The sequence below is a fragment of the Acidobacteriota bacterium genome (assembly GCA_016712445.1).
Lineage (GTDB): Bacteria > Pseudomonadota > Alphaproteobacteria > Caulobacterales > Hyphomonadaceae > Hyphomonas.
On sequence record JADJRB010000001.1, the window covers coordinates 642,386 to 664,604 of the forward strand.

Consider the following 22,219-nt stretch of genomic DNA (forward strand, 5'->3'; position numbering starts at 1 on the left):
TTCGTTGTGCACACTGTGATTCTGACGTGCCGGGGCAAACTTGAAGTACACTGAAGCGGTCGAGCATCATTTGCCCTACCTGCGGCGTTACGCGCGCGCGGTGCTCGGTTCTGCCGCGCAGGGCGACACCAGCGTTGAAGCCGCCCTCGAAGACCTGCTCGCCAAGGCGCAAGGCGACATCACCCGCATCGGCCTCTTCCAGGCGCTCGACGGGGCGCTCGCCGCGCGCAAACCGGCCCAGGCCAACGCCGCTTCACCGGCCCGCCGCGCCCTTCTTCTGACCGCCATGGAAGGGTTCAATGCGCCAGACGCCGCAGCGGTGCTGAGCGTCACCGAAGCCGGCTTCGCCGACCTTGTGGCGGAGGCCGAACGCCAGATCGCCGCCCTGCCCAAGAGCCGGATCAGCATCATCGAGGACGAGCCACTGATCGGCGCAAGCCTCACGCAGATCGCAACCGAGCTTGGCCACACGGTCACAGGCGTCTCCGCGACGCGCGTCACCGCGGTCGAGCGCGCGCTGGCTGAACGCCCGGACCTGATCCTCGCCGACATCGAGCTGGCCGACGGCTCGCAGGGCACCGATGCCGTCGCCGAGATCCGCAAGGCCTTCACCGTGCCGGTCATTTTCGTAACCGCCTTCCCGCAGCGCATGCTGGCCGGCAAGAGCGGCGAGCCGACCTTCCTGATCCCGAAGCCGTTCAAACCCGCACATGTGCGCGCCGTGATCACGCAGGCACTTTACTTCAAGGTCTCCGGCGGGCGCTGATCCGGCTCGATCAGCCGGAAGGTCGATGACCGCGCCCTGATACGCACCGACATGCCGCCCTCGTGGAATACCCGGTCGACCGACACTTCCGGCATGAGGTCGAGCATCTGCGAGCCGAAACCCCGGCGCTGCGGCTCGCCGGTGTGCTTGCGGCCGGTTTCGACCCAGTCCGCCGTCAGGGTCTCGCCCTCCAGCGTCCAGCTGACGCGCAAGGACCCTCCGGGCACGGAGAAACAGCCATGGCGTACAGCGTTCTTGACCAGCTCGTGCGCCAGCATGGCGCCCCAGCGGCCGGATCGCATGGTCAGCATCAGGTCTGGCCCAGTGACCTGCACCCGCGGATCGCCGGGCGCCACCGCCTGCGCCAGCTCCGCTTCGATCACGGCGCGCAGGGGCAGGCCCTGCCAGTCATGGTCGGCGATCATCGCAAGGTTGCGGCCCATCGCGTCCAGCCGGTCTGTGAAGGATTCGACGAACGCCTCGACGCTTGGCGTATTCTGCCCGATGATCATCGCCAGCGAACCGGCCATCGCCAGTGTGTTGCGCACGCGGTGTTCGAGCTCCGAGGCGATCACGTCGCGCTGTTGGCGAAGCAGCGTCTGCTCCGTCACGTCCTCGCCCGACTGCACGATATGCGTGACACTTCCGTCCGGCGCGAACAGCGGCTGCATGGTGGAGCGCCAATAGCGCTCCTGCGGCGCCCCGTCAGGGCCCGGCAAGTGGTAGGGCAACTCGGCATAGCCCCCGCTCTGGCCGTCCAGCGCGGCCATCATGCGCGCCCGCATCATCGACATCCGCTCTTCCGACTCGGGAAACACGTCGCCCACAAACCGGCCGGCAAGCTCCTCCCAGGCTCGATGCACGCTCTTCAGGAACGCCGCGTTCGAATACGCAAATCGCAGCTCGCGGTCATACACGACAACCGGCATCGGCACGGCGCCAAGAATGCCGGCGAAATCGCTGAACTCGGCAGGCTGTTGCAAGCAGATCGCTCCTTCTCCGGCCGCCAGATTGCCCCCATTCGGCGCGCGCGCAAAGCGGGGAGCGCCAGCCCTGACCGGCAGAATTATTTCCTCCCGCCCCTTCCCGAAACCGGGAGGATAGGCCAAATCCCTCGCCCGGGGGCAGGTGCCCCGGGAAACCCTTTCAGATGACTCTCCTTATCCTGGTCGCCGGCCTTGTGCTCCTCGTCGCCGGCGGTGAACTTCTCGTGCGCGGCGCCGTCCAGCTGGCGCAGAAGTTCCGCATCTCGCCCCTGCTGATCGGCCTGACCCTGGTCGGTTTCGGCACGTCGACGCCCGAACTCGTCACCAGCCTGCAGGCCGCCTTCTCAGGCTCGCCCGGCATTGCCGTCGGCAACGTGGTCGGCTCCAACATCGCCAATATCCTGCTGATCCTCGGCGTCGCTGCCCTGATCTACCCGATTGCGATTGCGCGTGAGACCTTCAAGCGCGATGGCATCGTGCTGGCGATCGCCACCGCAATGTGCCTTGGCGCTGTCCTGTTCGGCCAGCTTTCGGTCTGGCTGGGCGGCGTTTTCGTGGCCTCGCTCGCGAGCTACATCTGGTTCGCCTTCCGGCAGGAGCGCCGCGCCAATGCCGCCTCCGACGCCGCCGCCGGCTTGCAGGCCGAAGCCCCGAAGCCGTCCGCCGGACTGATCGCGCTGGACGTCGCTTTCGTCATCGGCGGCCTCGGGCTCACGATCCTCGGCGCCCGCTTCCTGGTCTCCAGCGCCATCGACATCGCGCGCATGTTCCATGTCTCGGAAACGATCATCGGCCTCACCATCGTGGCGGTCGGCACGTCGCTGCCTGAACTCGTCACCTCGGTGATGGCCGCCTTGCGCAAGCATGGCGACATCGCCTTCGGCAACATCGTCGGCTCCAACATCTACAACATCTTCGGCATCCTCGGCGTCACTGCCATGGTCAAGCCGATCGCGGTGCCGCCGCAGATCGCTGCGTTCGACATTTGGGTGATGATTGCCGCCACCGCGCTGCTCTTTGCCGCCGCCCTGTCGCGCTGGAAAGTCACGCGGCTGGAGGGCGGCGTGATGCTGGCAGCCTATACGGCCTACTGCACCTGGCTGGGGCTCAACGCCGCCGTCTGATCCGCGCGGCCGCAGCATCCGTCAGTGGACGGAGCGCTGCTGGCGGTCTGCCTTCGAGGCGAGTGTGAAGCGGGACTCCGGCGCGCCGTTTCCGGTCACCAGCGCCGCCGCCCGCCGCCCGACGGCCGGGCCATGTTTGAACCCGTGGCCCGATCCCATGCCGACCAGGACGGCGTTTTTCCACGCCGGATGCCGGTCGATCAGGAAGTCGCCGGTGGCACTGTTCTCGTACTGGCAGACCCGCGATTCCGACAAAGGCGCCGATGCCAGCGCCGGGAACCGGTGGGCCATGAACGCCCGCACGCCGGCGAGGCCTTCAGGTGTAACCAGGCGGTCATTCGCGTCGAAATCAACGAGCGGACCGTGGTCGTCATTGGCGATCTTGAAGCCCCGCCCTTCCAGGTCCGGGAAGCCGTAATGCACGGCCTCCTGCGTGAAGTCCGTCCAGCCCGGCATCGTGGCAGGGCCGAACCGCGTGGCGCCTTCAGGCGGACCAAAGAAGAAGATCTCCTGCCGCGTCGCAAACAGCTTCTCGGCCAGCAAGCCCGGAAACAGCTTCGCGAGCCACGGCCCGCATGCAAACACGTAAGCCGTCCCTTCCAGCGTATCGCCTTGCGGCGTGCGCAGCGCTTCCCCCGGTTGAGGCGGCAGGATAGCCGTCTGCGCATAGGCGCCGCCTTGCGCGAGGAACGCCTGCACGAGTGTCATGACGCTGCGCCGTGCCATCAGGACGCCAAAGTCCGGCTCGAACTGGCCGAACGACACATCGCCGGCATTCACCTGCGGGAACCGCGCGGCGACCTGCGCGGGCGTCAGCCGCTCGAGCGGAATGCCGAGATCCTTCAGCACCGCCTCACCCCCGGTCGCGTGGCTTGTGTACGGATTGTCGTCACGGAACAGGTTCAGCACGCCGGTCGGATGAAACAGCGGCAGGTCGGCGTCCTGCGACAACCGCTTCCAGTCCTCCAGCGATTCCCGCGACATCCGGCTATAGATCGCATCGCTGCCATATCCGGCCCGCGTCAACCGGGATTCGCCGCCTGAACTCGCCCGTGCATGGGCCGGCCCCCACGCATCCACCAGCAAGACTTTCTGCCCGGCCGCCTGAAGGGCGGTGGCCGTCCAGGCTCCGAACACGCCGGCTCCCACGACGATTGCGTCCCAGCCCCGGGTCGATGGCAAGTGCGCACACCCGGCCAGCAACGGCGCCGCCGCCATGGCGCCCAGCGCCGTCCGCCGCGTAATGGCCATCCGCCCATCCTCCCTGTTTCCAGCGAAGATGACAGCCTGTCTCCGGCCCCGCAAGACCGCGCTTGACGCTGACGATTTCCCCGGCAATGGCTGCGCTCGCATGCGCCTGCCCCATCCCATCCTGCTTGTCTGTTTCGGCGTCATCTTCGGATGCAGCGTCGACGCCGTGATGAAACACGTCATGCTCGGCGGCACGAGCGTGCTGACGGCGACCACCTGGCGCTACATGCTCGGCTCCGTGATCATGCTCGCGATGTTCGCCGCCAGCCGCCGCAAGCTGCCGGGACTGCCCGCCATCCGGTTCCACGCCCTGCGCTCGCTGGCGCAGGTCATCTCTGCCTTCACCTTCTTCTATGCCCTGACCCAGATTGCGCTGGCCGAGGCCGTGGTGATGGGCTTCACCGCCGCCCTGATGATCGCCCCGATCGCCCGCGTGATCCTTGGCGAGAAGATGAGCCCGGTCACCATCGGCGCTTCCCTCGTCGGCTTCGCCGGCGCGGCGCTTGCCGCCACCGCCCACACCGAAGGCGGCCCGCCCGATGGCAACCGCCTCTACGGCACCGGCGCCATCCTCCTGTCGGCCGTACTCTATGCGCTCAATATCGTCCTCCTCCGCCTGCGGACGAAAGAGGAAGACAGCCTGACGCTGGTGACGTTCATGAACGTGTTCCCGGCCCTGTTCCTGCTGCCCTTCATGCTGCTGTTCAGCAAATGGACGCCGGAGGCGCATTCCTGGGGCGCCATGACCGGGGTCGCCTTCCTCGGCATCGGCATCTGGTGGCTGATGACCCTCGCCTATGCCAAGGCCAAGGCGCAGACCCTGGCACCGTTCGAATATACCGGCCTCATCTGGTCGGCCCTGCTCGGCTACGCCTTCTTCCAGGAAGTGCCCGGCTGGCGCGTCTATGCCGGCGCCGCCATCATTATCGGCGCTTGCCTCGTAGTTGCCTTCGACACCCATTTCGCTGCGCGCCGCGAAGCGAAGATGCCGGCTAGCGACATCCTGACCTGATCGTCAGGCCCGGCCGGTCTCGATCAGGTTGTTTAGCCGCGCAAACTCCTCTGCCTGCTGCGCCTGCAGCCGGTCGATCTTCTCGTGCAACGCGAGGATTTCCAGCTCCGCCTTGAGGTTCACCTCGTAGTCGGTGTTCGCCACCAGCCGGTCCTTTGCGGCCTGCCGGTTCTGGCTCATCATGATGATCGGTGCCTGCAGCGCCGCCAGCATCGACAGCACAAGATTGAGGAAAATGAACGGGTACGGATCAAACCGGTCACCGCCCCCCAGCAGCAGGGCGTTGGTCACGATCCAGACAAGCAGGAACAGCAGGAAACCGATGATGAACGGCCACGATCCACCCACCTGCGCGATCGTGTCGGCCAGCCGGTCACCCCGCGAAGCAGCCGCGTCGATCTTGGCATTGGCGTCGGGCACCAGCGGCCGGCGCGACCTGAACGCCGCCACCGCGCGCTCGGATTTTTCCTTGCCGCCCGGCCCATGCAGCGCCGCGTTCACAAGGCTGACAACCGTCTCAATGATCATGCAAACTCCCTGAAACTGCAGGGAGCCAGTCTTTACGCTGTCTGCGCGCCGGCCAACAGGGGCCTGCTTACAGCGCCAGTTCGAGCTTGCCGTTGCACAGCGCCGAATAGTCGTTCACCAGCGCCTCGGAAATTGCGCCCGGCTTGTAGCGGTGCTCGCCGATCTCCGCCACCGGCGTCAGCTCCGCCGCCGAACCGGTGATGAAACACTCGCTGAATGTCGACAGCTCGTTCGGGAAGATCGCCCGTTCCACCACTTCGATCTTGCGCGCCTTGGCGAGGGCAATCGTCGTCTGACGGGTCAGGCCGTTCAGGAAGCAGTCCGGCGTCGGCGTATGCAGCACGCCGTCGCGCACGAAGAAGATGTTCGCTCCCGTCGCCTCGGCAATCTGCCCGCGATAGTCGAGCATCAGGGCGTCCTGGTAGCCCGCCTTCTCGGCGGCATGCTTCGACAGCGTGCAGATCATGTAGAGGCCCGCCGCCTTGGCTTCGCAGGGCGCCGTGTCCGGCGCCGGCCGGCGCCACTGGGCGTGGGTCAGGCGGATGCCTTTCATCTTGTCAGCGAAATAATCGCCCCAGTTCCAGACGGCCACCGCGAGGTGGATGGTGTTGTTCTGGGCCGAGACGCCCATCATCTCGGAGCCGCGCCAGGCCACCGCGCGCACATAGGCGCTCTCGAGGCCGGATTTCGCCAGCGCTTCGGTCTTGGCCTTCTCGACCTGGTCGACGCTGAACGGGATGTCGAACCCCATGATCCCGGCCGAGCGGTGCAGGCGCTTCGAATGGTCGAGCGACCGGAAGATCTTGCCGCCATAGGCCCGCTCACCCTCGAACACCGAGGAGGCGTAGTGGAGCGCGTGCGTCAGCACGTGTACCTTGGCATCGCGCCACGGCACGAAAGCGCCGTCCATCCAGATGTATCCGTCGCGGTCATCATAGGGGGCAGCAGCCATTGGAACGCTCCTCGCTTGAACTTTCTGCGTATTCAGGCTCATTTCCGACTTATGCCCGCGCACGTCAACCTGAACCGACCTTTTGACCCCCGGCTGTTCCTGACAGACCAGGAGCTGGACCGCAGTGCCGGCCTCCTGATTTCAGGCGCATCCACGCTCGCCCGGGCCGCCGAACAGGCCCGGAAGAAGGCGGGTTTGAGCAAGCCAGAGCTGCAAATTCTCATGGCCGTACGCTACCAGCCGGGCCAGACCGTCAGCGAGCTGCGCAGCCTGCTCGGCATGACCGTGCCCACTTTTGCCCGCCTGATCGGCCGTCTCGACGAACGGGGCCTGATCGAGCGCGCCCGCCAGGCCGGCGATGCCCGCCGCCGCAAGCTGACGCTGTCGGATGCCGGCGTCACGCTCACCACGCCGCTGGCCATCGAAGTGCGCGAACGCCTGCGCCTCGCCTTTCGCGCCAGCGGTCCGGAAGCCGTCGCCGGTGCCCGCTCCCTGCTCGAAGCGCTGGTCCGGTAGCGCCGCATGAAGGAACCCGCCCATATCCTGATCGTCGATGATGACGACCGTATCCGCGACCTGACGAAGCGCTTCCTCACACTGAAGGGCTTTCGTGTGAGTGCCTCTCCGGATGCCGCCGGCGCTCGCCGCCTGATGGAAAACTTCGCCTTTGACCTCGCCATCCTCGACATCATGATGCCCGGCGAAGACGGCCTGTCGCTCCTGTCGTCCATCCGCAAGGGGCCGGCGCGCGAGACGCCGGTGATGCTGCTCACGGCCCGCGGCCAGACGAGCGACCGGATCGAGGGCCTGCGCTCCGGCGCTGACGACTACCTCTCGAAGCCGTTCGAGCCGGAGGAACTTGTCCTGCGCTGCGAGGCAATCCTGCGCCGGTCGCAGAAATCCGCGCCGCCGCCGGACGAGATCGAGATGTCCGGCCTCGTGTTCAATGCGGCGCGCGGCGAGCTGAAATCCGGCGACGAGCGTATCCGGCTCACGGACGCTGAGCTGCAGCTGCTCACCGTGCTGGCCCGCAACGCCGGCGATCCGGTCAGCCGTGAAGATCTCGCCGTACTGACATCGGCCGGCCTTGAACGCTCCGTGGACGTACAGGTCACGCGCCTTCGCCGCAAGATCGAGCCGAACCCGAAAGAGCCTGTCCACATCCAGACCGTGCGCGGCATCGGTTACCGCCTCATGCCCGACTAGATGGCCAGCCCCCGACTCCGCGATTTCACGCCGCGCGGGCTCTATGCCCGCAGCCTGCTGCTGCTTCTGGTGCCGGTATTGCTGATCCTCAGCCTGATGACTTGGTACTATTATTCCAGCCAGGTCGCGGAAGTGAACCGCAAGCTCGCGCAGGCCATCGCGCGCGATGCCAGCCTGATCCGCGCCGCCTGCTACAATGCAAGTTATACCGAGAGCGACCACACCCGGATCCAGTTCCAGATCGAGACCTATTTCACCTGCGCCCTGCCGGCGCAGGCGCTCAACGAGAATGCCCTCAAGAAGGACTTTCCGTATGATGACGTGCTGAAGTCCGAACTGGCCGGACGTCTCGGCGCGCCGACCTTCGTCGGACTCGCGCGCGGCGACTCGCGCGTGCATATCCGCTTCCCCACCCCGCAAGGCACCGGCGAGATCATCATCGACCGCAAGCGCGCCTTCATGATCAACTCGCACATCTTCATCGTCTGGGTCATCGCCTTCTCGCTGCTGATGGTGCTCCTCGCCATCGGCTTCCTGAACCAGCAGGTCCGCTCCATCCTGCGCCTGTCGGAAGCCGCCCGCGCCTTCGGCCGGGGACGCGACCTCGAAGGCTTCCGCCCCTCCGGCGCCACGGAAGTGCGCGACGCGGCGCGCGCCCTCATTGACATGAAGGAACGCCTCACCGCCTTCGCCGAGCAGCGCACCGCCATGCTCGCCGGCGTCAGCCACGACCTGCGCACGCCGCTGACCCGGCTGAAACTTGCCCTCGCCATGATGGAGCCGACCGAAGATATCCGCGCGGCAAAGTCAGACCTCGACGACATGTCGATGATGCTCGACGAATACCTTGCCTTTGCCCGCGGCGAGGAAGGCGACGCCGCCCAGCCGTTCGATCTCGGCCAGACCACGCGCGAGATCGCCGCCGGCTTCGGCGCCCATATCCCCGTAATCGGCCCGTCGCGCGTGATGGTCGTCGGCCGCCCGCTCGCACTGAAACGCGCCATCACAAACCTCGTCTCGAACGCCGTGAAATATGCGCCCACGGCACGCATCAGCCTCGTCGACGGACCGCACTGGGCCGAAGTCGTCGTCGACGATGATGGCCCCGGCATCCCGCAGGACCGGCACGAGGAAGCCTTCCGCCCCTTCTCGCGCCTCGACGACGCGCGCAGCCAGAACGAGTCCGGTTCCGGCCTTGGCCTGACGCTTGCACGCGACACCGCGCGCGCGCATGGCGGCGACGTGCGCCTCATGTCGAGCCCGATGGGCGGCCTGCGCGCGGTCTTGCGTGTGCCGACCGAGCCGCGCTAGGACCCCGCAATGACGACTTCCAAGCCGAAACTCATCATCCGCAACGCCCTGCCGCGCGACATTGCGAGCCTCTTGCCCCTCTACGACAAGGTTTATGGCGCGGGCTATGGCTATACGTCCGACCAGATCCTCGGCCAGATCAACCGTTTCCCGGAAGGCCAGTTCGTCGCCGAATTCGAAGGCCGCATTGTCGGGCACTGCGTCACCTTCGTCATCGGTTCTGCCATCGCGATGGCCCAGCACACCTGGAACGAAATCACCGGCGGCGGCTTCGCGGCGCGCCACGACCCCGAAGGCGACATACTCTACGGCATGGATGTATTGGTCGACTCCGAATTCCGCCGTCTGCGTATCGGCCAGCGCTTCTACCAGGTTCGCCAGGAACTCTGCGAAAGCCTTGGCCTGAAGGGGATCATGTTCGGCGGCCGGATCCCCGGCTACCACCGGCACACGAAGGAATATCCGGACCCGGCCGACTATGTGGAGGCCGTGCGCCAGTCCAAGCTGCGCGATCCGGTCCTGTCTTTCCAGCTGCGGCAGACTTTCGAAGTCGTTGGTGTGCTGAGGAACTACATGGCCGAAGACCTCGAGTCCGGCACCCATGCCACCCAGATGCTGTGGCGCAATCCTGTCGCGCAGGACAAGATCAAGGCGAAGCCCGGCTTCGGCGACACGTCCCTGCCGGAGCGCGTGCGCGTTGCCACCGTGCAGTTCCAGATGCGCCGCATCACCTCGATCGATGATTTCGAACAGCAGGTCGAGTACTTCGTCGACATCGCCTCCGACTACCGCGCCGACTTCGTCACCTTCCCCGAACTCTTCACGCTGCAACTCCTCTCGCTGGAGAGCAAGCCGCTGGGGCCCGTCGCCGCGATCCAGAAGATTTCGGAATACACGCCGCGCTTCGTCGCCTTCATGGAGAAGCTGGCGGTCTCCTACAATATCAACATCATCGGCGGCACCCATCCGTCCGAGATGGAAGACGGCGACATCCACAATGTCGCCTATGTCTTCCTGCGCGACGGCTCGGTCCACACCCAGCAGAAGCTGCACCCGACCCCGTCCGAGCGCACCTGGTGGAACATCAAGGGCGGCGAAGGCAACCACGTCATCCAGACCGATTGCGGCCCGATCGGCGTGATGATCTGCTACGATTCCGAATTCCCGGAAGTCGCCCGCCACCTGGTCGACCAGGGCGCGCTGATGATGTTCGTGCCGTTCTGCACCGATGAGCGCCGTGGGTACCTCCGTGTACGGTATTGCTGCCAGGCCCGCGCCGTCGAGAACCAGTGCTACGTCGTCCTCTCCGGCGTTGTCGGCAACCTGCCGAATGTCGAGAACATGGACATCCACTATGCCGAAAGCTGCATCCTGACGCCGTCGGACTTCCCCTTCTCCCGCGACGGCGTCGCCGCCGACACCGCGCCGAACACCGAAACGATTGCCCTGGCAGACCTCTCCCTGCCTGATCTCCTGACCGCCCGCCAGTCCGGCGCCGTGCAGAATCTCAAGGACCGCCGGTTCGATCTCTACCGGGTGGCCTGGAAGAAGTAGACCATCAATCGACTATTCATTCGGCCGCAACTCCTGAAAGTTGAATCCGAATTGAAATTCCTGTGATTTCTGTCACTCTCAGAGGGTGAGTAGCAGGAGTCTCACGATGCGGGGGCGGAGACGGGCGAAGACCGATGATTCGAATGTGCCGTTGGCCCCATTCGTCGATGTAGTTCTGGCGCTTGCTGTTCTGTTTTTTATTTTGGCCCCGTATGGCGCGGAAAAGGTGATTGGCGTCAATGTAGGGCTTCCGTCACCCCATTGCGAATTCGTGCATTATGTTGAGCTATCTGAGAATGGTGTTGTGTCCATTTATGGCTGGGGTCCAGATCGAGCATCCTCCGACCCCACAGTGATCCAAACACATCTAGAACGAATACACACTGAATTCTCCGGCTGCGCCGTCGTAGTCTACGCGTCCCCCAAAGCCAAAGCAGGATCCCTCGTGCAACTTCAGGACCTGGCCTACAACGCGGGTCATTCTGACAATTTTACATTCGCCACAAAGACCTCAGGCCCGTACCTGAGTCTTTGGTCGCGCCACTGGGTTCACGATTACTAGCCGAGCTTTGCCGCCAGCTGGTCCATGAAACCGGCGAGTTCCAGGTCCTTCTGCGTGACACCGTCCGCGTCATGCGTCGTAAGCGTCACCTCGACCTTGTTATAGACGTTGAACCATTCCGGATGGTGGTCCATCTGCTCGGCCTTCAGGGCTGCGCCCGACATGAAGGCGAAGGCGGTCTTGAAGTCTGCGAACTTGAAGGCCTTGTGGATCGCGTCGTGGTCGCCCTCGACGGCTTTCCAGCCCTTCAGTGCCTTGAGCGCGGCGGCCGCGCCAATCTTTGCAGCCATGGTCATTCCTCTCCGTCTTGTCCGAGTACGAAGTAAATCCAGACACCCTCTTCCGAGATTGCCGTGCGCATGCCGGGATAACCTTCGCCCGCCCTGATCTTCGCAATACCGTCTTCGTGGATCAGGTCCTCGAGGCGGCGCCGGTCCTGGAAAATCAGCTTCTCCGGGATCAGGTCCGCTGCGTCCCTGGCTGCCAGATCGGGCCACACATACCAGCGTTCACCGTCCACTTCGCGCAGGCCCGGAGGCTGTTCGAACAGATCGCGCAGCTTCCAGTTCGGATCGACGCCTGTTCGCCGCAACAGGTCCCAGAACTGCAAATGGTCCTGTCCGCCAAGGTTCGAGCGGAAATCCGGATTGCCGGCGGCGATCTTTGCGAGGCCCTTCAATGAACCCCGGCTCGCCTCCTTCAGCAGCGCGTCGCGTGTTGCGGCGGCGGCATCGCTGATCTCCACCGGCGGCGGCGCCTGCGGCGCCTGCGCGAGGTGATCGTCCGGGACCGGAGGAAGCACCATCACCACTTCCGGCTCGGCCTGCGAGCAGGCGGCCAGCAGCAGCGCAGCCACCAGCGAGGGGAAGCTAGCGAAGCGCATAGCCCGTCACGGCTTCCAGGTCGGTGAGCAATTGTTCTTCGCTGATCACCTTGATCGTCTCCATGCCCATTTCGCGCGCCGGCTTCAGGTTGATGCCGAGGTCGTCGAGATAGACGCAGGCCGTCGGATCGACGTCGAGCGCTTCGCACATCAAGGCATAAATGCGCGGATCGGGCTTCCGGATCCCGAGTTTCGAACTTTCAATCAGGTGGTCGAACTGGTCGAACACGGCCGCAAGCTCTTTTGCCTTCGCGTCGTCGTTCGTCATCGAGGCGCCCTTGCCGATCGGGGCATTGTTGGTGATGCAGCCGACCTTGCCCTTCGTCTTGCAGACCTTCAGCGCGTTGACGACGCGCGGCCGCAGGCTGCCGGACAGCAATCCGAGTATATCCTTGCCCGGCACATCATGGCCGAGCGCGTTGGCTTCGGCGCGGAACAGACCGTCGAACCTGGCGGCATCGACTTCGCTGCGCTCCAGCAGGGCCCAGGCGTTTTCGAGCGGGTTCACGGCGTTGACCGAACGGATGAAGTCCTTCGGCAGGCCCTTTTCGGCCTCATACCGGTTGAACGCTTCGAAGGGAGAGGAGGTGAAGACACCGCCGAAATCCCAGATGATGGCTTGGAAGGTACGTGTCATGGCCGCTTGCTAGCCGTTCGGCGCGGCCATTTCAAACCTTGATTTTTCTGTCCCGATTCTGGCGCCCTGCCCTTGCAGGCGCGGGCTGGCGCAGTAGTGTCCCGGCGCGAGACAAAAGGGAGAAAATCATGGGCGTCCTGGACGGAAAAGTCGTACTGATCACCGGCGGCGGCAACGGCATCGGCAAGGAGTGCGCCCTGCTGGCGGCGCGCCAGGGCGCGAAAGTCGTCGTCAACGACCTCGGCGGCAGCCTCAAGGGCGACGAGGAAGGCTCGGCCGGTCCGGCAGAAGCTGTCGCTGCGGAAATCCGCAAGGCCGGCGGCGAGGCTGTCTCCAACTCCGAAAGCGTCACCGACTACAAGGCGGTTTCCGGCATGGTGACCCAAGCCATGGACACGTTCGGCCGTCTCGACGCGGTCATCAACCCGGCCGGCATCCTGCGCGACGGCATGTTCCACAAGATGAGCGAAAGCGACTGGAAAGCGGTCATCGACGTTCACCTGCATGGCTCGTTCAACGTCACCCGCGCCACCATCGAGCACTTCCGCGAGAAGGAAGCGGGCTCGTATGTCCTGTTCACGTCGACCACCGGCCTGATCGGCAATATCGGTCAGGCGAACTACGGCGCCGCCAAGCTCGGCATTGCCGGCCTCAGCCGCATCATCGCGATGGAAGGCGCCGCCAAGAACGTGCGCTCGAACATCATCGCCCCGTTCGCCTGGACCCGCATGATCGCGTCCATCCCGGTGAAGGATGAAGCGGGCGCGCAGCGCGTGCAGCGGATGAAGGACGGCATGCGCGCCGATCAGGTTGCGCAGCTCGCCGTTGCGCTTTGCGCCGACACGGCCTCCCAGGTCAGCGGCCAGATCTTTGGCGTGCGCGGCAATGAAGTCATCCTGTTCGACCAGCCGCGCCCGGTGAAGACGTTGGCGCGCCTTGAAGGCTGGACCCCGGACTCGCTGATCGATCATTGCTTCCCGGCGATGAATGGCAGCTTCACCGATCTCGGCGCGACGGCGAGCGTGTTCCCTTACGACCCGGTTTAGGCGTAGCACCGGCGTCCGGCGCAGCGAGGGCTGGCCGGGTGGTTCAGGTCGGGCGGGATTTCATTCCGCCGGATGCGCCATGCCGTGAGGGTGGATGGCGGGATTTTATCCCGCCCTACGAAGTGTTGGGGGTCAAAAGAGTCCCTGATTCCTTACCGGGGCGATCGCAGTGCGATCGCTGGTCCCGGCAAGCCCCCGTGAGGCGGGGGGACATGGCGTCGCACGGGGGCTCAATGCTGAGACAGGTCGGGACGCTTGTGGACCAGACGGGATGGTCGAAACGGGGCCGCGTCAGCGCGAGCGGATCGGGCGCAGGCGTGTGCATCACGTCGCCGCGGTGGACGATGCGCACACCGCCCCACCAGCTGACGCCGAGCAGGAAGCCGGTGCGCTTCTCGCGCTGCAGGGCGAGCCAGGCGGCTTTCAGCTGCCAATAGAGGATCGGCCAGAAGAACGGGTGCACGGCGTCGAAGAGACGCCGGAAGTGCACGTAGTTCCGTATGCTGAGGAAAGCCGACATCTGCGCAGTATAGACTGGCTGCGGACCCGGCCGGATTGGAAACGCGCAAAAAAGTTCAGCGCCGTGTCATCCCGGCAACAGCCGGGACCCCGAAGACCTTGAACGGCTTGGATTTCTGGGTCCCGGCTGTCGCCGGGATGACACGAAGAAAGTTTGCGGCTTGCCCCGGTTTCGTTGCACAAGGGCGAACTTGTGCAACAAAAACCGGCTACTGCGGCGTGATCACTGTGGGCCCGCCGTCATCCTCGACGGACGCTTCAGGTTCAGCCTCGACCGGGGCCACTTCCTCCGCAGGCGGATCAACGGGCTCCGCGCCGGGCTCGGTCAGAGGTTCGGTTTCGAATGTCTCGTCGGCCGAGTTGAGAATGTCGGTGAGCGCGTCATTGGCATTCACCTCGGGCGCGGCCTCCGGTTCGACACCGATCGCTTCCGCGCCCTCGTCCGGGGCTTCCGGCAGGTCTTCGAACACCGGCGCTTCAGGCTTAGGCTGGCCCGGTTCAGGTTTCGGCAGGTTGGAGCGGAAGTCGTCGCCCAGCACGCAGGCCGCATAGCCCTCGTTCGCCACCACACGCATGCGCGACTGGATCGAGCCGGTCCGCTTGCGCACATAAGGGCCTGGCTTGTCGGCGCTCCATTTGTTCGGGGACGGAAGGACGGCGGCGAGGCGGGCAGCCTCCAGCGGTGTCAGGTCAGCGGCCGACTTGCCGAACCGCGCCTGCGCGGCCGCTTCTGCGCCGAACAATCCGTCGCCCCATTCGGCGACGTTGAGATAGACTTCCATGATCCGGCGCTTGCCCCACACGGTCTCGATCACATAGGTCATCCAGGCTTCGCCGGCCTTGCGGGGCATGCCGCCGCCGTTCCAGAAGAACACGTTTTTCGCCGTCTGCTGGCTGATCGTCGATCCGCCGCGACGCTTCTTGCCGTCATGCTTCTTGTTGTATTCGCGCGCCTTCTCGATGGCGTCCCAGTCGATGCCGCCGTGCTCACAGAACTTCGCATCCTCCGCGCTGATCACGGCGAGCACGAGGTTGGGCGAAATCTTGCTCAGCGGCACCCAGTCCTGCTGGACCTTCTGGCCTTCGCCAGAGCGCTGGATCATCAGGATCGTGCCGGGCGATGGCAGCAGCGCCAATGCCAGTGCGTACACGTGGAACAGGGCGAACGCCGCCACGCCGGCCTGCACCACGCCGACGGCGATACGCCGCCAGAGGGGCACGTCGCGCTTGGGCTTGCCCGGCTCCGGCGCCGGGGCCGGCGTATCTGCGGCAGGTTGGAAAATGTCGTCGCTCATGCCCCGAGATCCCATTCTTCCTGCACGCTCGTATCCTGCTCCGCGCCCCGGCGCAGCGCCTTTTCAGCAGCAAACCGGGCGGCATCAAGGCGGGCGAGCGCCGACGCGGCCGCCCCGCGCACCAGCGGCGAGGCATCGTCCAGCAACGGCAACAGGCGCGGCGCCAACGCCGGCTGCCCGCTATTGCCGATCGCAATGCAGACGTTGCGCACGAACCGGTCGCGGCCCGTCCGCTTGACCGGCGAGCCGGAGAACACTTCCCGGAAGGCCGCTTCGTCCAGCGCTGCCAGTTCGTCGAGCCCCGGCGTCTTGAGCTCCGCCCGGGCAAACAGCGCCGCCTCGGACGCGTGCGAGGCAAACTTGTTCCAAGGGCAGACGGCGAGGCAATCATCGCAGCCGTAGATGCGGTTGCCCATCGCGGCGCGGAACTCGCGTGGGATCGGGCCAGAATGTTCGATGGTGAGGTAGGAGATGCAGCGGCGCGCATCGAGTTGGTAGGGCGCCGGGAAGGCCGCCGTCGGGCAGATGTCGAGGCAGGCGCGGCAGCTGCCGCAATGATCGGGCTCGGCCTGGTCTGGCTCAAGCGCCGCCGCCGTCAGCACCGTGCCGAGGAAGAACCAGCTGCCGAGGTCGCGGCTGACGAGGTTGGTATGCTTGCCCTGCCAGCCAAGTCCGGCCTTCGCCGCCAGCGGCTTTTCCATCAGCGGCGCGGTGTCGACGAACACTTTCACCTCCGCCCCGGTCGCGGCGGCCACCTCCCCTGCCAGCTGCTTCAGGCGGGACTTGATCACGTCGTGATAGTCGCGTCCCCGTGCATAGACGGAGATGTTGCCCGTCTCGCGCTGAGTCAGTGTCTCCAGGGGATCATGATTCGGGCCGTAGTTCATTGCGACCACGAGCGCGCTGCGGGCGCCTGCCCACATGCCGGTCGGCGCGCTGCGCCGCTCCAGCGTGTCTGCGATCCACGCCATCTCGCCGTGCCGGCCTTCGGCGACAAATTCGGCGAGGCGCGCGCCGGCCTCCCAGGCCTCGTCGGCGCGCGCGATGCCGGCCGCATCGAAGCCGAGCGCGCGGGCGCGCTGCTTCAGGAGGGTGCTCAGGGTGTCTTCGGGCGCGGGCATCGGCAGACAGATACCAGCCGCGGCGCCCGCTTGGAACGGCGCTTCAATGCGCGGCTGTGCAGGCCGCCGTGAGGCGCCCGACCTGCGCGAGCCAGTCTTCGGCGCGCGCCTGTGTCTGGAAGGGAATGGTATGGTCGCCGACACGGTCGGGCGTCTCCTCGAGATCGCCCGCTTCGATGCAGGCGCTGCCATCCTTGCAGGCGTAGGTGAGCTCGAACCCGTTCGCCTCATCGCCTGAGATCACGCCGGTGGTTACCTGCGTGAGGGGGAGCCGCCACAGTCCCCAGGCATTGTTGCGCCCATAGCCGTGGGTCAGCCAGGCGCAGTCGCCCTTGAGGTTGTGATAGACGTAAACGTCGTCACCGGGATTTTGCCGTGGGATCACCGGGGGCTCTAGGGTCTCTTGCACGGCCAGCTGTTCCGCTTCAGGTGCCGGCGCCTTCAGCGCGCATCCGCCTAGTGTCGCTGCAGTCCCTGCCGCCAGCAAGATCATCCGCATGCGTTCCCCCATCCCGACCTGCGCCAGCTTCAGCGGCAGGCACTGAACGTCACCTGAACTCAACGCCTCACCGGCCCATGAACTGGCGAACGGCATCCGTCGACAGGGCAAACTTGGCGAACGACCAGGACCGGTCCTTGCCGAGCGCGGAAAGCGTGGCGATCAGTTGCCGGCGCGCTTCGCTGCGCGCTTCGAGCCAGGCCTCTGCCCCGCCAACCGCGAGCGCATCCTCGGTGGCCGAGGCTTGCAGGCGCACGAGTTCAGCGATCAGGCGACGGCCGGCCACGCGGTCCCAGAACGGCGCCAGCGAGAGACCCTCTCTGGCCGAAGCACGCAGCCGGTCAAGCCGCAGCGCATCCCCGATGGCGTAAAACGCCGCGGCCGTTTCCAGCACCGGCTTCTTCGTGTGCCGGGCAACCTCCACCACGACGAGGCCTTGCGAGAAGTAGCTCATCGCGCTGGCCCAGCGGGCGAGCGCATCCGGCGCGCCCTGCTTTACGAAGGCCCGCGCGTCGCGCTCGATGCGTGAGGCGGGGAAAGACGTCTGCACCGAGGCCAGCGAAGCCTTCAGCTCGTTCAGCGGCGCCTGTGTCCGCTTGACCGCTTCGCCGATGGTCTCGCCGGCGGCGGCGCGGATGAACCAGGCGGCCGCCTCGCTGACGGCATGCACCGCTTCCAGTTGCAGGTCGGCCTGCAGGCCGGCGGGCACCACGGTGTCGAGCGCAAAGATTTCGCGGCGGAAGTTCGACAGGTCGAGCACCGCGCGCGCCGCCTCCAGGCCGCGCACGGCATCGGCGGGCTCGGCGCCCGTCAGCTCGCGCAGGCGCAGCAGACCGACCGGGCCGAAGAAATCCAGCGTCCGGTTCGCCACCACGGTAGCGATGATCTCGCGGCGCAGGCGGTGGTGCGACATGGCCTTCGAGAAGCCGTCGATCGGCGGCGGGAAATAGCCCTTGAGCACCGTTTCGAACCAGGGGTCATCGGGCAGCGTCGAGGCAACGAGATCGTCGAACAGCACGATCTTCGACCAGGCAAGGATCACCGCGAGCTCGGGCCGGGTCAGCGGGTGGCCATGTTCCTTGCGGGCCTGCATCGCCGTCGTCGACGGCAGTCCTTCCAGCGCGCGGTTCAGGACGCCGCGTTCTTCCAGATAGACCATCGCCCGTTCGAGCGCTTCGTGATCGGCGACGGCGGTGGCGCTGATCAGCGTCAAGGCGTTCGACTGGTCGTAATTGTGCTTCAGCACATGCGCGGCGACGTCGTCGGTCATCTGCGCCAGGAGCGCATTGCGGTCCGGCTCCTTGAGCGTGCCGAGGCGGATCGCTTCGGCGGCGAGGATCTTGATGTTCACTTCATGGTCGGACGAATCGACGCCGGCCGAGTTGTCGATGGCGTCCGTGTTGAGGCGCCCGCCCGCCAGCGCGAACTCGATGCGGCCCGCCTGCGTGAGGCCGAGGTTTGCGCCCTCGCCGATCACCTTGGCTTTCAACTCGCGGCCATTGACGCGCACGCTGTCATTGGCGCGGTCACCGACATCCGCGTGGCTTTCGCTGGCGGCCTTCACGTAGGTGCCGATGCCGCCGAACCAGAGAAGGTCCGCTTCTGCCTTGAGCAGGGCGTTGATCAGCTCATCCGGCGTGACCGCATCCTTGGCGAGGCCGGTCAGCGCTTTCACTTCCGGCGACAGCGGAATCGACTTGGCAGAGCGTGCGAATATGCCGCCGCCTTTTGAGATCAGCTTCGCGTCGTAGTCCGCCCAGGTGGAGCGTGGCAGGTCGAACATGCGCTGGCGTTCGGCCAGGGCCTTCGCCGGATCATCCGGGTTCGGATCAAGGAAGATGTGCATGTGGTTGAACGCCGCGATCAGGCGGATCTCGGGCGACAGCAACATGCCGTTGCCGAAAACGTCGCCGGACATGTCGCCGACACCGATCACCGTGAAGGGCTCTGTCTGGATGTCGCGGCCCATTTCGCGGAAGTGGCGCTTGACCGCTTCCCAGGCGCCGCGCGCCGTAATGCCCATCTTCTTGTGGTCATAGCCGGCCGAGCCGCCAGAGGCGAACGCGTCGCCGAGCCAGTGGCCCTTCTCGAGGCTGATGGCGTTGGCGGTGTCGGAGAAGGTTGCCGTGCCCTTGTCGGCGGCGACCACGAGGTAGGGATCCTCGCCGTCCCAGACCACAACATCCTGCGGCGGGACAAGCTTGCCCTTCACGAGGTTGTCGGTGAGGCCCAGCAGAGCGGTGATGAACTGCTTGTAGGCATCGCGGCCGCTTTCGAACCAGCTCGGATCCGTCCGCGGAGGAAGTTGTTTCGGATAGAACCCGCCCTTCGAGCCGACGGGCACGATGACCGCGTTCTTCACCTGCTGCGCCTTCACGAGACCCAGCACCTCGGTGCGGTAATCAGACGGGCGGTCCGACCAGCGCAGGCCGCCGCGCGCGACCGGTCCGAAGCGCAGGTGGACGCCTTCGACCTTCGGGCTCGACATGAAGATTTCGCGGAAGGGCTTTGGCTCCGGCAGGTCAGCGAGTTCGCGGCTCGCCACCTTGAAGCTGATCCAGTCGCGCGGCTCGCCGTCTTCGCTCAACTGGTAGAAGTTGGTGCGCTGGATCGCTCGCACGAGCGCGAACAGCCGGCGTAGCACGATGTCGTCGGTGAGGCTGGCGACATTCTTCATCACGTCCTCGAAGTCGGACGCCAGCTGGGCTTCAACCTTGCTGCGGGCCTCGAGCGTCTTGTGCGCCTTCGGATCGAACCGGGCGGCGAACAGGTCAAGCAGGCGCCGAGTGGCGGCCGGATAGTTCGCCAGCGCCGCTTCCTGGACTTCCTGCGGCTGGTCCATCCCGCTCTGGCGCCGGTAGGCCGCCAGCGCGCGGATCAGCGCGGCTTCGCGCCAGGTGGCGCCGGCCGACAGCACGAGCCGGTTGAAGCCGTCATCATCCGCCTTGCCGCTCCAGACTGCGATGAAGGCATCTTCGAGCGCATGGCCGACCTGTTTCAGGGCCAGCGCGGAGCCGTCTGCTGTTTCCATGGACAGCGAGTGGATCCAGTAGATATCCGGCGCATCGGCGACCGGCTTGACCGGCGGGCGCACCGGATAGCCCGTCTCGAAATGCACGAACAGGCCGAGATTTTCGAACACCGGCACGCAGCGCGACAGGGCAATCGCGCCGTCCCGCGCGAAGATCTTTACACGGATTTTCGAGAGATCATCGGTTTCGCGCCGATAGGCGCGCGCAACCATTGGCCGGCCGGCGCTGAGCGCGGCCATGCTGGTGACGTCCTTCAGCGCTTCTTCCGGGCTGAACGCTTCGCGGTAGGCGGCGTTGAAGGCGCCGATGAAGGCACGGGCCCCTTCCCGGTCGGCGCCGGTGAGGTCTGATTCCATCAGCTGGTCGCGGAAACCCTGGTCCCAGGTACGTGCCAGCGTGGCGATGCGTTGTTCGATCTCCTCGGCGTCCGGCTCCGGATGGCCGGGCGACAGGCCGATCTCGAAATGCACGCGCGCCAGCGGGCCGGCATCGAAATAGGGCTGGAACGAACGCAGCGTGCCCCGGTAGGCTTCGGTCAGAACCGCGCCGATGCGCTGGCGCAGCGCCGTGTCGTAGGACTCGCGCGGCACGAAGACGAGCGCCGTGACAAACCGGTCGAACTCGTCGCGCCGCAGGAAAACCTTCGTGCGCGGGCGCCCGATGAGGTGCAGCGCGCCCATGATCATCGGACCTAGCCGCGTCGAGCGCGTCTGGAAAAGCTCGTCGCGCGGCCAGGTCTCGATCAGGTTGGCCAGCGCCTTTTCGGTATGCCCGCCGGGCGCGGCGCCCGAGGCGGTCATGATCTTCTGCACCCGCCGGCGCATGAACGGGATCGAGCGCGCCGTCTCGTCATAGGCTTCCGCCGTGAAGAGACCGAGGAAACGGACCTCGCCGTTCACCCGGCCCTGCGCGTCATATTTCTTGATGCCGATATAGTCGCACGGCACGCGCCGGTGCACCCGGCTCGGCAGGGTCGACTTGGCGATGATCAGCGGCGCCGGCTGGGCGAGGAATTCGCCGACTTCCTGGGTCAGCACCAGCGGCTCGGAATCGCGCGACAGGATGTTGAGGTTCTCGTCGCGCAGGATGCCGAGGTTCGAACCTTCAACCATCAGCGGCTCGGACGCCATCACATGGCCGTCCGCATCGGTCTCGAAATCATACTCGCGGCTGCCGAGGAAAACATAATGTTCCTTCTGCAGCCATTCGAGGAAGGCGACGGCTTCATCCCGCTCGGCCGGCTGGATGTGCTGGACGGCCGAAAGGCGCTTCATTTCGGCGCGCATGCGCGCCTGCATTGCCCGGTGGTCGGAGACGGCCCGCTGCACATCAGCCAGCGTCGTGCGCGCGCCCGCCTCGAGCAGTTCAGCCTCGCCATGCGTCAGCAGCGAGGTGTGGATCTGGATCACCGAGACCATCCGCCCGTCGGCCAGCGTGACCACCGGGTGGAACAGCGTCTTCACTTCATGGCCCTGCGCGGCGCACTCGCCGAGCAGCGAATCGACGAGGAACGGCATGTCGGGGCCGGTCGCTTCAAGCACGCCGCGCCCGAGCTGTCCCTTGGCGCCCGCCGCATGCGGCAGCACCCGCACAGCCTGCTCGCCGGCCGGCACCTGCGAGGCCCAGCTCCAGAGACCCGCCGAGAGGGCCTTGATGTCTGCGTCGGTGAGACCGGTCAGGTCCTCACCTGCGGCCTCCTGCAGGATCTGTTCGAGAACCTGGCCTTCGGGCCCGGTGGCGGCTGCGGTACGGGTCATGGATACGACTCACCTAAGGGAAATCTGATCCCTCGGGTCTACTCCCGGGCGGTGAGCGCTTCAACAATCATGGTCTGAATCAAAGCGGAAGAAACGGAAACGCGCGTTGACGTTTGCGTGCGCGTAAAGGGGGGAGAGTTCAGGCCGGAAATAAGCGGGCCCGCCGAACGGGGACATG

General features: G+C 65.7%; 20 protein-coding genes. 8 read left to right on the top strand and 12 right to left on the bottom strand.

Annotated features, from left to right (window positions below; all coding sequences use genetic code 11):
- The first annotated feature begins 40 nt into the window (after positions 1-40).
- A complete protein-coding gene (locus IPK75_03225; protein ID MBK8197359.1) occupies positions 41-766 on the top strand; it encodes a response regulator in 726 nt (241 codons plus the stop codon).
- Here the strand turns inward: IPK75_03225 and IPK75_03230 are convergent.
- The gene (locus IPK75_03230) at positions 739-1,749 is read right to left on the bottom strand and encodes a PAS domain-containing protein (protein ID MBK8197360.1); all 1,011 of its coding nucleotides are present in this window, start codon (positions 1,747-1,749) and stop codon (positions 739-741) included. The genes IPK75_03225 and IPK75_03230 overlap by 28 nt on opposite strands.
- Positions 1,750-1,916: 167 nt before the next feature.
- Between IPK75_03230 and IPK75_03235 the strand changes: the two genes are divergently transcribed.
- The gene (locus IPK75_03235) at positions 1,917-2,876 is read left to right on the top strand and encodes a calcium/sodium antiporter (GenBank protein ID MBK8197361.1); all 960 of its coding nucleotides are present in this window, start codon (positions 1,917-1,919) and stop codon (positions 2,874-2,876) included.
- Between the two features lie 21 nt (positions 2,877-2,897).
- Here IPK75_03235 and IPK75_03240 read toward each other — a convergent pair whose 3' ends face one another.
- Positions 2,898-4,127: an FAD-dependent oxidoreductase gene (locus tag IPK75_03240; protein ID MBK8197362.1), complete on the bottom strand. Its 1,230-nt coding sequence runs from the start codon at positions 4,125-4,127 to the stop codon at positions 2,898-2,900.
- A 28-nt stretch (positions 4,128-4,155) separates the two neighbouring features.
- Between IPK75_03240 and IPK75_03245 the strand changes: the two genes are divergently transcribed.
- Complete coding sequence (locus IPK75_03245; protein MBK8197363.1) at positions 4,156-5,139, top strand: DMT family transporter; 984 nt, start codon at positions 4,156-4,158, stop codon at positions 5,137-5,139.
- A gap of 3 nt (positions 5,140-5,142) precedes the next feature.
- Here the strand turns inward: IPK75_03245 and IPK75_03250 are convergent, their stop codons facing one another.
- Complete coding sequence (locus tag IPK75_03250) at positions 5,143-5,667, bottom strand: DUF1003 domain-containing protein (protein ID MBK8197364.1); 525 nt, start codon at positions 5,665-5,667, stop codon at positions 5,143-5,145.
- A gap of 67 nt (positions 5,668-5,734) precedes the next feature.
- Entirely contained in the window at positions 5,735-6,619 is an 885-nt protein-coding gene (locus IPK75_03255) for a branched-chain amino acid aminotransferase (GenBank protein ID MBK8197365.1), read from the bottom strand.
- Positions 6,620-6,670: 51 nt separating this feature from the next.
- On the opposite strand from IPK75_03255, the gene IPK75_03260 reads away from it, so the two are divergent.
- From IPK75_03260 to IPK75_03275, 4 genes are read left to right on the top strand one after another with little or no spacing between them, the layout of a single operon-like run.
- A complete protein-coding gene (locus IPK75_03260) occupies positions 6,671-7,135 on the top strand; it encodes a winged helix-turn-helix transcriptional regulator (protein MBK8197366.1) in 465 nt (154 codons plus the stop codon).
- Positions 7,136-7,141: 6 nt separating this feature from the next.
- On the top strand, positions 7,142-7,825 hold the full coding sequence (locus tag IPK75_03265) for a response regulator transcription factor (protein ID MBK8197367.1): 684 nt from the start codon (positions 7,142-7,144) through the stop codon (positions 7,823-7,825).
- Complete coding sequence (locus tag IPK75_03270; protein ID MBK8197368.1) at positions 7,826-9,136, top strand: hypothetical protein; 1,311 nt, start codon at positions 7,826-7,828, stop codon at positions 9,134-9,136.
- 9 nt (positions 9,137-9,145) lie between these two features.
- On the top strand, positions 9,146-10,690 hold the full coding sequence (locus IPK75_03275; GenBank protein ID MBK8197369.1) for a GNAT family N-acetyltransferase: 1,545 nt from the start codon (positions 9,146-9,148) through the stop codon (positions 10,688-10,690).
- Positions 10,691-11,248: 558 nt separating this feature from the next.
- Here the strand turns inward: IPK75_03275 and IPK75_03280 are convergent.
- The 3 genes from IPK75_03280 to IPK75_03290 are packed head-to-tail and all read right to left on the bottom strand — an operon-like array spanning position 11,249 to position 12,772.
- Complete coding sequence (locus tag IPK75_03280) at positions 11,249-11,548, bottom strand: 4a-hydroxytetrahydrobiopterin dehydratase (GenBank protein ID MBK8197370.1); 300 nt, start codon at positions 11,546-11,548, stop codon at positions 11,249-11,251.
- Positions 11,545-12,135: a hypothetical protein gene (locus IPK75_03285; GenBank protein ID MBK8197371.1), complete on the bottom strand. Its 591-nt coding sequence runs from the start codon at positions 12,133-12,135 to the stop codon at positions 11,545-11,547. Before IPK75_03285 ends, IPK75_03280 begins: the two co-directional genes overlap by 4 nt.
- Positions 12,122-12,772: an HAD-IA family hydrolase gene (locus tag IPK75_03290; GenBank protein ID MBK8197372.1), complete on the bottom strand. Its 651-nt coding sequence runs from the start codon at positions 12,770-12,772 to the stop codon at positions 12,122-12,124. Before IPK75_03290 ends, IPK75_03285 begins: the two co-directional genes overlap by 14 nt.
- A gap of 128 nt (positions 12,773-12,900) precedes the next feature.
- Here IPK75_03290 and IPK75_03295 point away from each other — a divergent pair, with 128 nt between their 5' ends.
- On the top strand, positions 12,901-13,818 hold the full coding sequence (locus IPK75_03295; protein MBK8197373.1) for an SDR family NAD(P)-dependent oxidoreductase: 918 nt from the start codon (positions 12,901-12,903) through the stop codon (positions 13,816-13,818).
- 115 nt (positions 13,819-13,933) lie between these two features.
- On the opposite strand, the gene IPK75_03300 is transcribed toward IPK75_03295, so the two are convergent.
- The 5 genes from IPK75_03300 to IPK75_03320 all read right to left on the bottom strand — a co-directional run bounded on the left by IPK75_03300 (position 13,934) and on the right by IPK75_03320 (position 22,041).
- Positions 13,934-14,338, bottom strand: a complete 405-nt coding sequence (locus IPK75_03300; GenBank protein ID MBK8197374.1) for a hypothetical protein — start codon at positions 14,336-14,338, stop codon at positions 13,934-13,936.
- Between the two features lie 208 nt (positions 14,339-14,546).
- Positions 14,547-15,632 (bottom strand): monofunctional biosynthetic peptidoglycan transglycosylase, encoded by a 1,086-nt coding sequence (mtgA, locus tag IPK75_03305; GenBank protein ID MBK8197375.1) that lies wholly within the window; start codon positions 15,630-15,632, stop codon positions 14,547-14,549.
- Complete coding sequence (gene queG / locus IPK75_03310; protein MBK8197376.1) at positions 15,629-16,753, bottom strand: tRNA epoxyqueuosine(34) reductase QueG; 1,125 nt, start codon at positions 16,751-16,753, stop codon at positions 15,629-15,631. The genes mtgA and queG overlap by 4 nt, the downstream gene beginning before the upstream one ends.
- 43 nt (positions 16,754-16,796) lie before the next feature.
- Complete coding sequence (locus IPK75_03315) at positions 16,797-17,138, bottom strand: hypothetical protein (protein MBK8197377.1); 342 nt, start codon at positions 17,136-17,138, stop codon at positions 16,797-16,799.
- Between the two features lie 181 nt (positions 17,139-17,319).
- Positions 17,320-22,041, bottom strand: coding sequence for an NAD-glutamate dehydrogenase (locus IPK75_03320; GenBank protein ID MBK8197378.1), 4,722 nt, complete (start codon positions 22,039-22,041; stop codon positions 17,320-17,322).
- Positions 22,042-22,219: the final 178 nt, after the last annotated feature.

Coding starts and splice junctions, on each gene's coding strand:
- IPK75_03235 (MBK8197361.1), top strand. CDS start 1,917: ATGACTCTCCTTATCCTGGTCGCCGGCCTTGTGCTCCTCGTCGCCGGC.
- IPK75_03240 (MBK8197362.1), bottom strand. CDS start 4,127: ATGGCCATTACGCGGCGGACGGCGCTGGGCGCCATGGCGGCGGCGCCG.
- IPK75_03245 (MBK8197363.1), top strand. CDS start 4,156: ATGACAGCCTGTCTCCGGCCCCGCAAGACCGCGCTTGACGCTGACGAT.
- IPK75_03250 (MBK8197364.1), bottom strand. CDS start 5,667: ATGATCATTGAGACGGTTGTCAGCCTTGTGAACGCGGCGCTGCATGGG.
- IPK75_03255 (MBK8197365.1), bottom strand. CDS start 6,619: ATGGCTGCTGCCCCCTATGATGACCGCGACGGATACATCTGGATGGAC.
- IPK75_03260 (MBK8197366.1), top strand. CDS start 6,671: ATGCCCGCGCACGTCAACCTGAACCGACCTTTTGACCCCCGGCTGTTC.
- IPK75_03265 (MBK8197367.1), top strand. CDS start 7,142: ATGAAGGAACCCGCCCATATCCTGATCGTCGATGATGACGACCGTATC.
- IPK75_03270 (MBK8197368.1), top strand. CDS start 7,826: ATGGCCAGCCCCCGACTCCGCGATTTCACGCCGCGCGGGCTCTATGCC.
- IPK75_03275 (MBK8197369.1), top strand. CDS start 9,146: ATGACGACTTCCAAGCCGAAACTCATCATCCGCAACGCCCTGCCGCGC.
- IPK75_03280 (MBK8197370.1), bottom strand. CDS start 11,548: ATGACCATGGCTGCAAAGATTGGCGCGGCCGCCGCGCTCAAGGCACTG.
- IPK75_03285 (MBK8197371.1), bottom strand. CDS start 12,135: ATGCGCTTCGCTAGCTTCCCCTCGCTGGTGGCTGCGCTGCTGCTGGCC.
- IPK75_03290 (MBK8197372.1), bottom strand. CDS start 12,772: ATGACACGTACCTTCCAAGCCATCATCTGGGATTTCGGCGGTGTCTTC.
- IPK75_03295 (MBK8197373.1), top strand. CDS start 12,901: ATGGGCGTCCTGGACGGAAAAGTCGTACTGATCACCGGCGGCGGCAAC.
- IPK75_03300 (MBK8197374.1), bottom strand. CDS start 14,338: ATGTCGGCTTTCCTCAGCATACGGAACTACGTGCACTTCCGGCGTCTC.
- mtgA (MBK8197375.1), bottom strand. CDS start 15,632: ATGAGCGACGACATTTTCCAACCTGCCGCAGATACGCCGGCCCCGGCG.
- queG (MBK8197376.1), bottom strand. CDS start 16,753: ATGCCCGCGCCCGAAGACACCCTGAGCACCCTCCTGAAGCAGCGCGCC.
- IPK75_03320 (MBK8197378.1), bottom strand. CDS start 22,041: ATGACCCGTACCGCAGCCGCCACCGGGCCCGAAGGCCAGGTTCTCGAA.